The sequence below is a fragment of the Terrabacter sp. P5_B1 genome, assembly GCF_056400505.1.
Window position 1 is genome coordinate 1 of record NZ_JBFULD010000055.1, and the last position, 16,323, is coordinate 16,323.

Annotated in this window: 11 protein-coding genes and 1 tRNA gene; 5 read left to right on the top strand and 7 right to left on the bottom strand. The window is 70.6% G+C overall.

Annotated elements, in window-relative coordinates; translation table 11 throughout:
- Positions 1-49: 49 nt before the first annotated feature.
- The gene (orn, locus tag AC1DP0_RS06295; protein ID WP_478083014.1) at positions 50-673 is read right to left on the bottom strand and encodes an oligoribonuclease; all 624 of its coding nucleotides are present in this window, start codon (positions 671-673) and stop codon (positions 50-52) included.
- 166 nt (positions 674-839) lie between these two features.
- Between orn and AC1DP0_RS06300 the strand changes: the two genes are divergently transcribed.
- Complete coding sequence (locus tag AC1DP0_RS06300; RefSeq protein WP_478083015.1) at positions 840-1,958, top strand: PrsW family intramembrane metalloprotease; 1,119 nt, start codon at positions 840-842, stop codon at positions 1,956-1,958.
- A 186-nt stretch (positions 1,959-2,144) separates the two neighbouring features.
- Positions 2,145-3,551, top strand: coding sequence for a glucose-6-phosphate dehydrogenase (zwf, locus tag AC1DP0_RS06305; protein ID WP_478083016.1), 1,407 nt, complete (start codon positions 2,145-2,147; stop codon positions 3,549-3,551).
- Between the two features lie 52 nt (positions 3,552-3,603).
- On the opposite strand, the gene AC1DP0_RS06310 is transcribed toward zwf, so the two are convergent.
- From AC1DP0_RS06310 to AC1DP0_RS06335, 6 genes are all read right to left on the bottom strand, one after another.
- Positions 3,604-5,205 (bottom strand): GMC family oxidoreductase, encoded by a 1,602-nt coding sequence (locus AC1DP0_RS06310; protein ID WP_478083017.1) that lies wholly within the window; start codon positions 5,203-5,205, stop codon positions 3,604-3,606.
- Between the two features lie 26 nt (positions 5,206-5,231).
- Positions 5,232-6,575, bottom strand: a complete 1,344-nt coding sequence (locus tag AC1DP0_RS06315) for an NAD(P)/FAD-dependent oxidoreductase (RefSeq protein ID WP_478083018.1) — start codon at positions 6,573-6,575, stop codon at positions 5,232-5,234.
- On the bottom strand, positions 6,572-8,425 hold the full coding sequence (locus AC1DP0_RS06320; RefSeq protein WP_478083023.1) for a glycoside hydrolase family 15 protein: 1,854 nt from the start codon (positions 8,423-8,425) through the stop codon (positions 6,572-6,574). The genes AC1DP0_RS06315 and AC1DP0_RS06320 overlap by 4 nt, the downstream gene beginning before the upstream one ends.
- Positions 8,426-8,547: 122 nt before the next feature.
- A complete protein-coding gene (locus AC1DP0_RS06325; protein WP_478083019.1) occupies positions 8,548-9,588 on the bottom strand; it encodes a cytochrome d ubiquinol oxidase subunit II in 1,041 nt (346 codons plus the stop codon).
- Positions 9,585-11,042: a cytochrome ubiquinol oxidase subunit I gene (locus AC1DP0_RS06330; RefSeq protein ID WP_478083020.1), complete on the bottom strand. Its 1,458-nt coding sequence runs from the start codon at positions 11,040-11,042 to the stop codon at positions 9,585-9,587. Before AC1DP0_RS06330 ends, AC1DP0_RS06325 begins: the two co-directional genes overlap by 4 nt.
- Before the next feature lie 9 nt (positions 11,043-11,051).
- Positions 11,052-13,628 carry a winged helix-turn-helix domain-containing protein gene (locus tag AC1DP0_RS06335; RefSeq protein WP_478083021.1) on the bottom strand — a complete coding sequence of 859 codons (2,577 nt, stop codon included), beginning with the start codon at positions 13,626-13,628 and terminating at the stop codon, positions 11,052-11,054.
- A gap of 295 nt (positions 13,629-13,923) precedes the next feature.
- On the opposite strand from AC1DP0_RS06335, the gene AC1DP0_RS06340 reads away from it, so the two are divergent.
- The 3 genes from AC1DP0_RS06340 to AC1DP0_RS06350 all read left to right on the top strand — a co-directional run.
- Positions 13,924-13,996, top strand: a tRNA-Arg gene (locus AC1DP0_RS06340).
- A 149-nt stretch (positions 13,997-14,145) separates the two neighbouring features.
- Positions 14,146-15,879 (top strand): SulP family inorganic anion transporter, encoded by a 1,734-nt coding sequence (locus AC1DP0_RS06345; protein WP_478083022.1) that lies wholly within the window; start codon positions 14,146-14,148, stop codon positions 15,877-15,879.
- 97 nt (positions 15,880-15,976) lie between these two features.
- The coding region (locus tag AC1DP0_RS06350; protein WP_478083024.1) for a dynamin family protein at positions 15,977-16,323 on the top strand (347 nt) is incomplete at its 3' end.

A 16,323-nucleotide genomic window follows, 5' to 3' on the forward strand; every position in this document is an offset into this window, starting at 1 on the left:
GACGGCATACGCCCTCGGTGGTCGTATGCCGTCCGGCGGGGCGGACGGGTCAGTGCTCGATGACGTGGGGCGTCGCGAGCGCCTTCGCGGTGGCGCTGTCGGGGCCCGGTTGCGGGACGAAGACGGCCTGGCGGTAGTAGCGCAGCTCGGCGATCGACTCGCGGATGTCGGCCAGGGCTCGGTGGCCGCCGGACTTCTTGGGCGCGTTGAAGTAGACGCGGGGGTACCAGCGGCGCGACAGCTCCTTGATCGAGCTGACGTCGATGATCCGGTAGTGCAGGTAGGACTCCAGCACGGGCATGTCCCGCGAGAGGAACCCCCGGTCGGTGGCCACCGTGTTGCCGCCGAGCGGGGCCTTGCGCGGCTCGGGGACGAACGTGCGGACGTAGTCGAGGACGATGTGCTCGGCCTCCTGCAGTGTCACCCCGGAGTCGAGCTCGGTGATGAGGCCGGAGGTGGTGTGCATGTCACGGACGAAGTCGTCCATCTGCTCGAGCGCCTCGGCCGGTGGCTTGACGACGACGTCGATGCCGTCGCCGAGCTGGTTGAGCTCGAAGTCCGTGACGAGGGCAGCCACCTCCACCAGGGCGTCGGACTTCAGGGACAGTCCCGTCATCTCGCAGTCGATCCAGATGATCCGGTCGGCGATGGCTCGGTGGTTGGTGTCGCTCACCGCTCCACCATAGAGGCTGAGGGCGACGGGGCCACCCGCGTCGCGCGGGCGCACGTCCGGGTGCGGGGGAGCGCCCCTGCACTAGCCTGCCCTCATGACTTCAGGGGACGTGACGACACCAGGTCCGGGGGCAAACCCGGACGGGCCCACGCAGCAATGGAGTTCGGTGCGCAACCCGACCCGGCGGCCGATGCTGCGCACGGCGCTGACGATCGGCGTCGCGGCCTCCCTCTTCCTCGTGKGCCTGCTCATCCTGCTCGGCATCCTCGGTGAGCGGCTGACGACGCAGACGCTCACCACGTCGGTGCTGATGGCCGTCATCCCGCTGCTCGTCATCGTGCCGACGTTCCTCTGGCTCGACCGGTACGAGGCAGAGCCGGTGCGCTACATCRTCTTCGCCTTCTTGTGGGGAGCCCTGGTCGCCGTCGTCGGCGCCTTCTTCCTCAACACCTTCGGGCTCAAGCTCCTCGTCGAGGCACGGTGGACCGACCCGCTCGCGACGGGCGCGGTCTACCTGGCGCCGATCACCGAGGAGACCCTCAAGGGACTGGGCATCCTGCTCATCTACCTGCTCCGACGCCGCGAGTTCGACGGCATCATCGACGGCATCGTCTACGCCGGTCTCATCGGTGCGGGCTTCGCCTTCAGCGAGAACATCCTCTACCTCGGGCAGGCCTACAACGAGTACGGCAGCGAGGGTCTCACGTCGACATTCCTCGTCCGCGGGCTCATGGGCCCCTTCGGGCACCCGCTCTTCACCTCGCTCACCGGCATCGGCATCGGCATCGCCGTGACCGCGCGGCGCCCGGTCGTGCGCGTCGTGGCGATCCTCACCGGATGGGTGTGCGCGATGCTGCTCCATGCCGCCTGGAACTTCTCCGCCCTGGCCGGCCTGGACGGGTTCTTCGCGGCGTACGTGACCTACCAGGTGCCGATCTTCCTCGCCTTCATCGGATTCCTCTTCTGGCTCCGGCGTCGCGAGGGCCGCCTCATCGGGCAGTACCTGTCGCCGTACGCGGACGCCGGGTGGCTCACCCACGCCGAGGTCGCGATGCTCTCGAACCTTCGGCTGCGCCGCGCCGCGCGGGCCTGGGCCGGGCAGAACGGTGGCCGTCCGGCGAGGCGCTCGATGGACGCGTTCCAGGACAGCGCGAGCGACCTCGCCCTGCTGCGGTCCCGACTCGTCCGCGGAACGGCCGAGGACGGGGCCTCGGAGCGGGAGATGGTGCTGCTCGAGGCGATCACGGCGCATCGCCGTGGCTTCGTCGGCTCGCCGGTCACCTGAGCCGCTCTCCGGCCGGGGAGAACCCGCCGCACGCTGCGTCGCGCGCCCTCGAATTCATCCGGGGCGGATGACGCACGAACCGGCGACGTCGGACATCGTCGTGAGGGTGAGACCGTGCGCAGAGACCGGGGCGAGCGGCCAGCGCCGTAGGTGTGGCCGCCCGTGCCATGACGGAGGACGAATCTGATGACCTCGACACCGACCACCGAGCACAAGCACGCGGACGCGCTCGTCGTCTTCGGCATCACGGGCGACCTCGCCCGTGTCATGACCTTCAGGTCGCTGTACCGGCTGGAGCGCCGCGGGCTGCTCAACTGTCCGATCGTCGGCGTGGCCGTCGACGACTGGAGTCTCGAGCAGCTAACCGAGCGCGCCCGGACCTCGATCGAGGCCACGGGGGAGACGCTCGACCCGTCAGTCTTCGACCGGCTCGTGTCGCGGCTGTCGTATGTCAGCGGTGATTTCAACTCGCCCGACACGTATGCGGCGGTGGGCAAGGCGATCGCCGGAGCGCATACCCCGGTGTTCTACCTCGAGATCCCGCCGTTCCTGTTCGGTCGGGTGGTCAAGGGACTTGCCGAGGCCGGCCTCTCCGACGACGCTCGGGTTGTCGTGGAGAAGCCCTTCGGCCATGACCGGCAGTCGGCGCGGGCGCTCGCCGAGGAGCTGCACAGCTACATCCGCGAGGACCAGCTGCTCCGGATCGACCACTACCTGGGGAAGATGGGGCTCGGCGAGATCCTTCAGCTGCGTTTCGCCAACGCCATCCTCGAACCGATCTGGAGCCGGCAGTACGTCGACTGCGTGCAGATCACCATGGCTGAGGACTTCGGGGTCGAGGACCGCGGCCACTTCTACGACCCGGTCGGTGCCCTGCGCGACGTCGTCGTCAACCACCTCATGCAGGTGGTGGCGGCCGCAGCGGCGGAGCCACCGTCGCGCGGGGATCCCTTGACCCTGAAGGAGTCCCAGGTCGCGCTCTACCGGGCTATCGAGGAGGCCGACCCGGCCCACTACGTGCGCGGGCAGCACTCGGGCTACCGCGACATCGACGGTGTCGCGCCCGACTCGCAGACGGAGACGTATGCCGCCCTCCGCCTCGACATCGAGAACTGGAGATGGGCGGGCGTGCCGTTCTTCATCCGCACCGGCAAGCTGCTCCCCGTGACGCAGACCGAGGTCAGGCTCGTCTTCCGGCGACCGCCACGACTGGGGTTCGGCGGGGCGGACTTCACACCCGAGGCGAACATGCTCGTCGTGAAGCTCGACCCCTCCACCGGCATCCGGATCCAGGTGGACGCACACCGCGCCGACCAGGCGAGGGTCGGACCGATCACCCTCGACATGGAGTTCGCGCAGGAGGGCGGCGAGGGTCCGACGCCGTACGAGGTCCTGCTCRGCGCGGCCATGGCCGGGGACACCGCCCGTTTCACCCGGCAGGACGCGGTGGAGGAGACCTGGCGGATCATGCAGCCGCTGCTGGACGCGCCGACCCCGGTGCACCCCTACGCACCCGGGAGCTGGGGGCCCGCGGAGGCTGACGCCGTGACCGCCGGGCACGGCGGCTGGCACGAACCGTGGATCACCTCGTGACCGGCCGCCTGCCGTGACCTGAACCAGGGCGCGGAGGCACTCCCGGGTCGCCTCAGGCAGGTCCAGCGGCCGGTTGTCCGGCACGTCGTCCCGTCTCGAGCCCGGTGAGCCGATCGAGCAGGTGGTCCCCGACGCGAAGCGCGTTCGCGATCGCGGTGAGGGCCGGGTTCACCGCGCCGATGCTGGGGAAGAAGCCCGTGTCCACGACGTAGAGGTTGTCCACGTCATGCGCCCTGCAGTCGGCGTTGAGCACCGACGTGGCCGGATCGGTCCCGAACCGCACCGTGCCCGCCTGGTGCGCGCAGCCGGCCACCGGTATGTCGTTCTTCATGTAGACGTCCCGCGGGATCAGGTGGYGCGGGTGCATCCCGAGGTGGCTGAGGTGCTTCTGGACGCGGCGGTAGAGCTGCTCCATCGGCTCCTGGTTGTTGGGCCGGTAGCGCAGGTGCACGTCGCCGTCCTTGTCGAGGGTCACCCGGTTGTCCGGGTCGGGCAGGTCCTCGACCGAGAGCCAGAAGTCGACGGCGTGCTCGGCGACGTCTCGCAGCGCGAACGTCGGCGCGAGCTTGGTCTCGATCGGCTTCTCGCCGCGGTACATCGGCGCCGACGACTTGCCGACCATCTGCACGTTGCCCATCGGGTAGCCGAAGTCGGCGTCTCCGAAGTAGTAGTCGTTGAGACCGAGCGTCTTCTGGAACCGGGTGTCGTTCTTCTCGGTCGACACCGCCAGGAACGCCCGGCTGTTGTGGAACACGTAGTTGCGTCCCACCTGGCCCGAGCCGTTGGCCAAGCCGTTCGGGTGGCGGTCGTTCGCGCTGGCGAGCAGGATCTTGGCGGAGTTGACCGCCCCGGCGGACAAGACCACCAGGTCGGCGCTGAACCGCTGCTCGTGCCCTTCGACGTCGGCCACGACCGACGTGACGGTCCGCCCAGATTCGTCGGTCTCGAGCCGGTGGACCTGCGCGTTGCGGACCAGGGTGACGTTGTCGCGCTGGATCGCGGGACGAACCGCAATGACCTCCGCGTCCGCCTTGGCGTGCACGAGACAGGCGAACCCGTCACACGTCGCGCAGCGGATGCAGGCGCTGAACGCCGGGTGACTCTCGTCGAGCATGACGCCGCAAGGGGAATGGAAGGGGTGGAGCCCGACGGCGACCATGTCGTCGAAGAGCTTCTGGATGCGCGGCTCGTGCGAGACGGGAGGGAAGGGGTAGGGCCCCGAGGCTGGCGGCTCGGTCGGGTCCTCCCCACGAGCACCGTGGACCTGGTACAGCTCCTCCGCCTGCGTGTAGTACGGCTCCATGACGTCGTAGCCGATGGGCCAGGCGGGAGAAATGCCGTCGTGGTGCTTCAGCTCGCCGAAATCCCGCTCACGCAGGCGGTACAGGGCGGCCCCGTAGAACTTCGTCGCGCCGCCGACGTTGTAGTGGACCTGTGGCTGGAACGCCTTGCCGTCCCCGTCGTACCACCGGTCAGGTGATACGTACCGGTTGTCGACGAAGACTGCTTCGGCGTCCCAGTTCTCCGGCTCGCGAGGCAGCCAGTCGCCTCGCTCGAGGATGAGCAGGCGCTTTCCCGAGGGCGCGAGCCGATGAGCAAGCGTGCCCCCGCCCGCGCCGGATCCCACGATGATGACGTCGTAGTGGTCGTCCATGGTCGGACTCCTTGAGGTGAGTCGGTTCAGGAGGTGGGCGGGACGCCCGGCTCGACGCGGATGGTCGGCTTGTCGCTGTCCTCGTCGCCCCAGGCGATGCGCTTGGGAGTGGACGAGCCCTCGACGATGGCGGCATGGTCGCGGTCGAAGTAGTCCCAGCCCCAGGACAGGAAGGCGTCGGTCTTGCTGTGCGCGCCACTGAGCAGCATGGCGTGGACGCCGAGCCACGCAGCGAAGGCGACCGGACCCTCGACCTGGTGGCGGTGGCGGCCGACCTCCGCGACGGCGGCGTTGCGGCCGATCATGGCCATGATCCCCTTGTCCTTGTACTGGAACGGAGCTCGCTCCTGGCCGCGCAGCCCGTGCAGGATGTTGTCCGCGGCCCACCGGCCCGACTGCTGGGCCACCGACCCGAGCTGAGGGAGGGTCCCACCACCCGCCGCTGGGATGTTCGCGACGTCCCCGACGGCATACGCCTGCGGGTGTCCGGGCAGGGTGAGGTCCGGCTCGACCTCCAGTCGTCCGCCGCGACCCGTGGCGAGTCCGCTGCCCGTGACGACCGGTGCGGCCGACTCTCCACCGCCCCAGACCACCGTGGGCGTGTGCAGTGTCGTGCCGTCGGTGAGGTCCACGCCGTGGGCGTGCACGGCCTTGACACCGGTCTCGAGCCGGAGCACGGCGCCCTCGTGGGTGAGTCGCTTGTGGGCGTACTTGTGCGACCGGTGCGAGAAGGCGCTCAGCACCGTCTGGCCGCGGTCGACGAGGGTGACCTGTCCGGGGCGCGGGACCGCCCCGGTCTTGGCCAGCGCGGTCATGAGTTCGGCGAGCGCGCCGGCGACCTCGACTCCGGTGGCTCCGCCGCCGACGACGACGACGTCGAGCGAGTCGAGGGGGTCGGCGGGGTCGGCGCCCCCTGAGCCGGAGGCGGCCTCCAGCAGCGCCCGAAGGTGGCGCCGGAGCCGCTCGGCGTCCACGACCGAGTAGAGCGGGTAGGCATGTTCCGCCGCGCCAGGGACGCCGAAGAACTCTGGTTGGCCACCCGCCGCGACCACCAGATGCGATCCCGCGACCCTCTCCCCGCTGGCGAGCGTGACACTGCGGTCCTCGACGTCGATCGAGGTGACCTCCTCGGCCCGGACGTCCACCGTCGGGTAGTCACGGAAGATGACCCGGTGCGGACGGGCGATGTCCTCCGCCGGCAGCTGCGAGGTCGCGACCTGGTAGAGCAACGGCTGGAACTGGTGGTAGTCGTTTCGGTCGATGAGTGTCACGCGTACGCCTTCGTCACCCAGGCGGTGGGCACAGGCCACCCCGGCCAGGCCACCGCCCAGCACGACGACGTGCGGGCTCTCCGCGGGCTGTTCCGTCACAGCGACAACTCCTCCCGGAAGTCGGCGAGGATGATGCGCCCCGCGGCCTCGATCAGCGCGAGGTGGGAGAACGCCTGCGGGAAGTTGCCGAGGTGCCGGGCACGCTCGACCTCGTACTCCTCGGCGTAGAGGCCCAGCGGCGAGGCGATCCGCAACAGGCGCTCCATGAGATTCCGGGCCCGCTCCATCTCCCCGACCATGGCGAGCGCGGAGACCAGCCAGAACGAGCAGATGAGGAACGTGCCTTCCTTGCCGGCGAGTCCGTCGTCCGTCTCGTCGGTCCGGTAGCGCAGGACGAAGCCGTGCTCGGTCAGCTCGCTGTCGATCGCCTCGACCGTGTTGCGGATCCGCTCGTCGGTGCCTGGCAGGAAGCCGAACAACGGGGCCAGCAGGGTGGAGGCGTCGAGGGCGTCGGTGTCGTAGTGCTGACGCAGGACCCCGCGCTCGCTGACGCCGCGGGTCAGGATGTCGTCCCGGATCTCGTCTGCGGTCGTCCGCCACTGCTTGGCCAGCATCTCGTCGTTGCGGATCTCGGCCAGCCGGGCCGCGCGGTCGAGGGCGACCCAGCCCATGAGCTTGGAGGAGACGTAGTGCTGCGGCTCGCCGCGCGCCTCCCAGATGCCTTGGTCGGGCTCGCGCCAGACCGCCGTGGCGCAGGCGGCCTGCGACTGGACGAGGGGCCACAGCCGCAACGGCAGGTGCTTGCTCCGCGCAGTGTGGAGCAGCAGGGAGTCGAGCACCGCGCCGAACACGTCGTTCTGGCGCTGGTCGAAGGCCCCGTTGCCGATGCGTACCGGCCGGGCGCCCTCGTAGCCACCGAGGTCTTCCCGAGTCGTCTCGGTCAGGTCCCGCTGGCCGTCGATGCCGTACATGATCTGCAGCGCGCCGTCGGCGTTGGGCTCGAGGTCGGCCACGAACTGCATGAACTCGTTCGCCTCCCAGTCGAGGTTCATGTAGTGCAGCGCCTGCAGCGTGAACGTCGTGTCGCGGATCCACGTGTAGCGGTAGTCCCAGTTGCGTTCACCGCCGGGGGTCTCCGGCAGCGAGGTCGTCAGCGCGGCCACCGTCGCTCCTGTCGGCATGTACGTGAGGCCCTTGATCGTCAGGACCGACCGCTCGAGGGAGCGCCGCAGCGGGTGGTCCGGTACGCGGGCCCGCGAGAGCCATCCCCGCCAGAACCGCACGGTCCCCTCGATCCGTGCCTCGGCGTCGGCGGTGTCCCTCGGCGAGGCGAGGCCCTCGGCCCAGGAGAGGGCACAGAACGCCTTCTCGCCCTGGCGCAGCACGTGCCGGGCGCGGGCCGCCCCGCCCTCGATCCCGACGAGCAGGTCGGTGCTGAGCCGGAAGACCTGCCCGGCGCCGGTCGCGTCGGCCGCGTGGTCCCCGTCGCCCACCGCCGTCCACTGGGCCACCTCACGTCCGTAGTCGAACGCGGGCTCGCAGACGAGCTCGACCTCGACCGACCCCTCGATGCACTCGACCAACCGCACGAGCATGTGGTCCGCGTCCTCGTCCGTCGGGGGCCGGGTGTGGGGCGTCACCGTGTCGGGGCCCTGTCGGGGCCCCATCGTCAGCGCGTCGTGGACGACGAGCCAGCCGCTGGGGGTGTGCCACGTGGTCGTCATGACATTGGTGCCCGGAACGTACGTCCGGGCATTCGGCACGTTGATGCCATAGGGGCCGAACCGGAAGGAGCCTGCGCCGCGGTCGAGCAGGTTGCCGAAGCAGCTGGCCGCGTTGAAGGCCGGAACGCAGAGCCAGTCGACCGAGCCGTCCGGCGCGATGAGCGCACCCGTGTGGCAGTTGGACAGGAACGCGTAGTCGGCGATGGGTGGGAAGGGTGACGTCATCGTGCTCACGACGAGGGCTCCTCAAGTCGGTGTTCGGGAAGGCGCATGTGCCTCCACCATCGAAGGTTTGGCGGCAGGTGGCATCCCCCGCCGCAGATGAATGCCCCGGCCTCGTCGGTGGCTCACTCCCGTGGCCCGTCGACGGTGAGGTCGCCCACGTCTTCGATGCCCTCGTCGGGAAGCAGGCCGCGCTGGTCCAGCACGTAGAGCAGGACGAAACCCGGCACCACGAGCAGCAGGGCGGCCACCGTCGCGACCACCAGTGCCGTCAGGGTGCCGGCCGGGGCCGAAGCGGTGGAGAACGTCAGCGTCTGAGGCAGGATGTACGGCCACTGGGCCATGCCCCACGCGATGATGACGCTCGCCACGGCGAGCATCGCAAGCGCCCTCGCACCTCGCGAGGCTCGGCGCGCGAGCAGCACGAGGGCCCCTGCTCCACAGAGGACGGAGAGGATGAGAAGCGGGAGTGCCCGCGTCGTGAGGCCCTCGAAGACGTACGGCGCCCGGCCGTGWAGGACGACCAGGCCGACGACCGCGACCACCCCGGCGACGACGGCTGCAGCCACGGCGCGGCGGTGGAAGTGGTCCACGAGGCCCGGATCGGTCCGCTCGGCCTCCTGGACCAGGAAGACCGAGGCCAGGTATGCCGCGAGGACGACGCCGAGCACGCCGGTGACCAAGGACGTGGGGTTGAGCCAGCTCTGGATCGGGTCGCCCGCCTCGCCGCCGGCCGGGACCTGACCGGATGCGATGCCACCCGCGATGGCGCCCATGCAGAACGGCACGAGCACCGAGGACAGGGCGGTGGCGCCGCCGAAGACGCGCTTGTACCGCACCTGGTCGACGCCCTTGCGGAAGGCGAAGCCCGCTCCACGCAGAACGATCCCGAGCGCAGCGATCGTCAGGGGCGCGAACATCGTCAAGGCGATCGACTGGTAGGCCGGCGGGAAGGCGGTCCAGGTCACGACGAAGATGAAGATGAGCCAGACGTGGTTGGCTTCCCACACCGGCCCGATGGACCGCTCGATGAGGGCGCGTGGACGCCTGCCGCGGCGAGCGTCGCCCGCGGTCAGGTCCCAGAAGCCCGCGCCGAAGTCGGCACCCCCGAAGACGGCATACGCGACGAGGGCCAGGAGCAGCACGATCGCGACGGCCGTGGTCATGGCACCGGCTCCGGCCGTGACGTCTCGGCCGACGTGCCCTGCGCCGTCGCGTCCGACGGTCGCGGCCCGTACGGCGTGTCGCTCTCGACGAAGCCCCCGGCCCGCCGGAACCGCCGGCTCATGGCGCGCAGCACGAGGATGGTCGTCGTTCCCAGGGCGGTGTAGAGGACGACGATCGACAGGAACGTGACCCAGACCCCGCTGTTCGTGGTCGCGGCATCCTCGACCCTCATGAGGTTGTAGACGATCCACGGCTGGCGGCCGACCTCCGTCACGACCCATCCGGCCTCGAGCGTGACCACGGACAGCACCCCTGCCGCCGCGGCGGCACGCAGGAACCACCTGCTCCGGGGCATCCGCCGGCGCACGAGCCAGCTCGCCGCGTACCAGACCGACAGCAGGAACAGCAGCGTGCCGAGCCCGACCATGATGTCCCACGCGAGATGGACCGTGTCGGTCTCGCGGATGGTGGGGCGGTCGTCGGTCGGGACGCTGTCGAGACCCTGCACGACAGTGGCCTTGCCGGTGCTGGGGTTGGAGAGCCACGAGGCGAGGCCCGGGATCGGGATCCCGCCAGAGACCGTGCCGTCCTGGTCGAGGTGACCGAGCAGCGTCTCGGGAACGTCCGAGCCGGTCGTCGGCACGAGCTCGATGGCGGCGAACTTGACCGGCTGGTTGACGTACACCCACCGAGCCAGTGCGTCGCCGACTCCCATCTGCACCGGGGTCATCACAGCGGCCACGGTGAAGGCGATGAGAAAGCCCAGCCGGTGGTACCGGTCGGTGCGGCCTCGAAGCATGGCCGTCGCGTAGACCGACGCGATGAGGAAGCCGCCGACGAGGTAGGCCGCGACGAGCATGTGCGCGGCCTGCAACGGCATCGAGGCGTTGAAGATGACCCCGATCGGGTCGACGGCCACGAGGGTGCCGTTCGAGTCGAGCGTGAAGCCCGAGGGTGCGTTCATCCAGGCGTTCGCCGCCACCACCGAGGCGGCCCCGGCGAGGCCCGCGACGACGATCGGCACTCCGGTCCAGAAGTGTATCCACGGCTTGAGGCGGCGCCAGCCGAAGATGTACACGGAGACGAAGATCGCCTCGGCGAAGAAGAACAGGCCTTCGAAGGCGAACGGCACCCCGAACGCCTGGCCCCACGCGCCCATGAAGCGGGGCCAGAGCAGCCCGAACTGGAAGCTCAGCACGGTTCCCGTGACCGCTCCGACGGCGAACGTCAGGGCCATGTACTTGGACCAGCGCTGCGCGAGCACCAGAGCGGCGGCGTCGCCGTGCCGGATGCCGCGGTAGTTGGCGACCAGGGTCATGAACGCCCAGGAGACCCCGAGCGGCACCAGGATGATGTGGAAGGCGAGGGTGAACGCCATCTGCGCTCGGGCCCAGGGGACGGGATCGACGGCCGCGACGAGGTTTGCGGAGGCAGCCAGGGTGCTCGATGTCATGGGTCGTCCTCAGACCAGGTCGAGTTCGCGAGCCCGGCGCACCGCTTCGTGGCGTCGGGAGACCGAGAACTTGCCGAAGATCCTGCGGATGTGAGTCCGCACGGTGTTCGCCGAGATGAACATCTCCGCGGCGATCTCCTCGGTCGTGAGAAGAGCCGACAGGTGACGAAGCACCTCGATCTCCCGCTCGGAGAGCTCCTGGACGAGCGGCACCGGCTCCGTGTGCCGGTGGCTCTCCTCCGGGGCAGTCGTGCGATCGGGGCGCAGCCAGTCCGCCCGGGACCGCAGTTCCGCGTCGTCGCGAAGCATCGCTCGGACCTCCGGCGCGGCATGGGCGAAGGGTCGGCGAAGCCGCTCTCCCCGCGCGCGATCGAGCGCCGCTGCGACGGCGGAACGGCTGGCCCGCTGGTCTCCCCGGATCCAGAGGATCCGGGCGGACTCGAGCATGGCCTCGACCTCGTGCGTCTCTGAGACGGGGCCAGGGACCGGTTCGTCGGCGCCGTCCGAGGGGGCCCGGTCTCTCGAGAGCTCGGCGACCGAGGCGGGCGGGCCGACGGCGGCCGCCTCCTCGTCGAACTGACGGCGCAGCCAGCCGACCCGGGAGTCGGCGTGCTGCAGCAGACGACGTGCACCCACACCTTCTCCGTGGTCGCGTTTGAGCCGCGCTCGCAACAGCAAGGAGATCCAGTGCAGCAGCTGCGGATCCGCTCGGTTGTCGGCGCGGCGGGCCCTGCTGAGCGCGTGCGCGGCTCGCGGGAGGTCCTGTCGGTCCAGCGACACCCAGGCATCGGCAAGGTCCAGCCCGGCCGGGCGCGCCGTTGCACCGGCCGGCCCCCACGGGGCGACTCGCTTTCGCTCGACGTGGGGGAGCAGGACCTGCTCAGCGCGATCACCCACCTCCCGGGCGCGCGTCAGCCGTCCCCGGCACGCCTCGGCCAGCGCGAGCATCGACAGGCAGTGCACGGTGAGCTGGTCGCGGTCCCCGCCGGCCGCCACGGCCGCTGCGTCCTCCAGAGCGGCGGAAGCGGCATCGAGGCCCCCGGCGTGGACGTATGCCGTCCCCTCCGACCACCTGACCAGCGCGGTGAGCGAGCCGAGCGACGGCGCCGCGCCGCCCTCGGTCATCGCGAACGTCTCTCGCGCGCGCGCCGCCGCCTCCAGTGTGGCCGCCACGTCGCCCGTCAGGCCGCTGAGCCGGGCGGTCAGGATGGCTGCCCACACGAGCCGTCCGGCATCGCCCTCCACCTCGCTCGACGAGTGCTCGCCGGACAGCTGGTTGACGGCGCGGGCCGAGTCGCCCTGTCCCAGTGCCAGGGCGGCGCGGACCAGCCTGACGTCGGGGCCGCCCGCAGCCGGCAGGCCCCGAAACAGGTCTGCGAGGGCGGCGCCCTCGGGCGTCGACAGCATGAGGTCGACCAGGCCCATGAGCCGGACGGTCCACGCGGCGGCCCGCTCCCAGTCACCGGCCGCGACAGCGTGCTCCACCGCCGGAACCAACTGCCCCGCCGTGCCGAAGGACTCCGAGGCGATGCGATGCAGGTCGCGGTCGGTGCCCTCCTGAGTCGCTGCACGTCGCGTCGCGAGCAGGTCACGCAGGAGCGGGTGGAACCGGTGGTGGCCGGGGCGGGTCGGGACGCTCTGCACGAAGGCGTTTCGCTGCGCCAGCTCCTTGAGGGTCGTGTCGGCGTCGCGCCGCCCGGCCAGCGCCGCAGCCAGCTCGGGGGAGACCTCCGCGACGATCGTCACCCGCATCAGCAGGTCCTGCTCGGCGGCGGAGAGCGAGTCGAGCACCTCTGCACGGAGGTAGTCGGCGGCGAGCCGCTCCAGGGTCGCGCCGTCGCAGTCCGGCCGCAGCGCCAACGCCGCCATTCTGGCACCGGCCGCCCAGCCCTCCGTGCGCCGGAGAACGCCTCGAACGGTTTCGTCATCCGCGTGCCCGGCGAGACGCTCGAGCAGCTCCGTGACCTCTGGCTTCGTGAAGTCGAGATCGGCCTGGCACAGTTCGGCGACGGTGCCCTCCAGCCGGTAACGGTGCAGCGGCATCGGCGGCTGGTGCCGGGAGGTCAGCACCACCCGGAGGAGCCCGCCGGCACCGTCGACCAGCTCTGCGAGGCCCTTGAAGGCCGCCCGCGCACCGAGCCGTTCCGCCCCGTCGATCACCAGGACGACGGTCCTCCCCGAGTGCAGCAGGTGGTCGGCCAGCAGGTCGACGTCGTCCGCCCCGGGGAAGAGCGTGCCCTTCGAGCCGACCCGGACGGCACCGCCCTCGGTGAGGGCCGACCGCACGTGCCACCAGAAGGCGCGCGGGTCGTTGTCGCGTTCGGTGGCCGTCATCCACCCCAGCACCGGGCACACGGTCCTGGCCCAGTGGGACACGAGCACCGTCTTGCCCGCGCCGGCCGGCGCACACAACACCGTGAGCGGCGCCGTGTCGACGGCGTGGGAGAGGCGGTCGAGAAGTCGCCGTCGCTCGACGAGCGGCGTCGGCGGATTCGGGATCCGCAGCCGTCCCGGCCGTCGCGTCGCGTCCTGCTCGGCCGCAGCTGTGGTCGGGTACAGCGGGCCGATCCCTGWATCAGCTCTCATGGCTGTCCCCATCGTCACGAGCGGATGTCACCCATCACGCGCGAGAGCCCGTCGGTGCGACGTGAGGGAAGATCGCCCTTCGATGGTCACCCGTCCGGGACGGGCGGTCCTCACCCTCATGGGATGAGAGGCGGCCTCGCCGCAGCACGGGAAACGCCGACCTGGCTGCGCGGGGCTGGCGCCGTTGTCTGTCACCATCTCCACCTCGGCGTCGTGGGCGTGTCACGGCCCTCCTCGGGCGCGGACGGCCACGGCCGGATGCCTATCATTGGACCGCGCCCGGATCGGGTGACCAGCCCCTGTAGCTCAGCGGATAGAGCAAGAGCCTTCTAATCTCTTGGTCGCAGGTTCGAGTCCTGCCGGGGGCGCCGTTCTCGTTCCCCGGGCGCCGGCCCGGTCGAAACTCCCGCGACAGCGTGCCGTCTGCTGCCATCATGGAACCGTCAGCCGACGCGCGAGAGCGCACCCGGTCCCGCGTAGTGGCCGCCGCGTGCCCTGACGGACGGGCGGCGGGCGGATGACGGGTCGGACCACGGGAACGAGCCTGGTTCCCATCGTCGGCTGGCTGCGCACCTACGACCGCAGCTGGTTGCGGGGCGACCTGATCGCCGGGGTGACCGTCCTCGCGCTGGTCGTCCCGAAGAACCTCGGCTATGCCGGCATCGCCGGGATCCCCCTGCAGAACGGCCTGTATGCCGCGGCGGCCGGCGCGATCCTCTACGCGATCTTCGGCACGAGCCGGCAGATCTCGGTCGGGCCGAGCTCCGGACTGGCGGCCGTCGCGGCCAGCGCCGTCCTCGCGGCCGGCATCGTCGACGAGAAGGCCGTCGCATCGTTCGTGGCCGGGATCACGCTCGCGTCGGGACTGATCTACCTGCTCGTCGCGGTGCTCAAGATGGGGTGGATCGCGCAGTTCCTCTCGAGGGCCGTCGTCACCGGATTCCTCTTCGGGGCAGCGCTCGACGTCGTCATCGGCGAGCTGCCCAAGCTCACCGGCACGAAGGTCTCGGGCAGCAACCCCCTGCTGGAGCTGTGGTCGTGGCTGACGACGCTGGGCGAGGCGCACGGCACGACGGTCGTGGTCGGCAGCATCTCGCTCGCCGTCGTCTTCGGGTTGCGTGTCGTCGCGCCCAAGGTGCCGGGGGCGCTGGTGCTCGTGGTCGGCGGCCTGCTCGCATCCTGGCTCCTGGGCCTCGGTGACCGCGGCGTCGCGCTCGTCGGAGACGTCCCGCGCGGCCTCCCGTCCCTCGTCCTTCCCGACGTGCGGCTGATGTGGGACCACGTCGGGGTCGGGGCCGTCGCGGCGTTCGCCCTCGTGCTCATCGGCTTCTCGCAGACCGCCGGCGACGCTCGTGCGTTCGCGGCCAAGCACCGCTACCAGATCGACGTCGACCAGGAGTCGGTGGCTCAGGGATTCGCCAACGCCGGGTCCGGCCTGTTGCAGGGGATGCCCGTCTCGACGAGCCTCTCTGCGAGCTCGCTCAACGACCATTCCGGGGCCAGGTCGGGGCTGGCCTCGCTCACCACCGGGTTCGCCGTCCTGCTGACCCTGCTGCTCCTGGCGCCGCTCTTCTCCGGCCTGCCGAAGGCGGTGCTGGCCGCGATCATCATCGAGGCCGTCGTCATGGGCATGATGGACCTCCCGGAGATGAGGCGGCTCTTCCGGGTCAAGCGGTTCGACTTCGGGGTGGCCGTCGCAGCCCTGCTGGGTGCCCTCGTCTTCGGCGTGCTGGCCGGTGTCCTCATCGGTGTGGCCCTCTCGATCCTCTGGCTCGTCAAGGTAGCGACGAGGCCGCACATCCCGACCCTCGCGCGCGAGCCCGGCACCGACGTCTTCCGCGACCTCAGCGACCACCCGGACGGCGAGCTCGTGCCCGGCATCGTGGTGATCCGGATGGACGGCGGCCTGTTCTTCGCCACCTCCGACGCCCTCGAGGACCGGGTCAGGGAGATCATCCACTCGGACCGGGGGGTCTTCGGCATCGTGCTCGACTGCGGCGGCATCGACTTCATCGACTCGCAGGGGTCGGCCAAGATGGCTGACGTGGTCGGCCTCGCCGAGGATTCGCACGTCGTCCTGCGTCTCGCCAGGCTCAAGGCGGCGGTGCGCGCCACGCTCGAGCTCGACGGTGTCCTCGACCGGCTCGGCGCCGACCACGTCCACGGCAACATCGCCCGAGCCGTGCAGGCCGAGCTCCGCGAAGGGGCCCGACCACCGGCCGCCCGGCCCGACGCGCTGCCCGAGACCTGAGGTGGCGGTTCCTCTCGGTTTGGCGTGTTCCCGCTGACAGGAGAGGATGGCCCGCGTGGCGGCTGACTCCGGAGCGAACAACGAGCGGCTCCTCTCGATGGTGCAGGCCCTGCGTTCGGCCGTCTCGGACGCCACCCTCCCGCTCGACCTGCCCAGCGCTGCAACGGCCCGCCGCGAGCGCACCCGCCTGCTGAACCAGCTCGATGACTACGTCGTCCCGCGGCTGACGTCCTTGGACGCGCCCCTTCTCGCGGTCGTCGGCGGCTCGACGGGTGCGGGCAAGTCGACCCTCGTCAACTCGGTCGTCGGTCGCGAGGTGACGCTGCCCGGTGTCCTGCGTCCGACGACGCGCTCGCCGGTGCTCATCCACCACCCGTCCGACGCCGCGTGGTTCTCCGGCTCGCGCGTCCTGCCGGGACTGGCCCGCATCACGGGCCGACACTC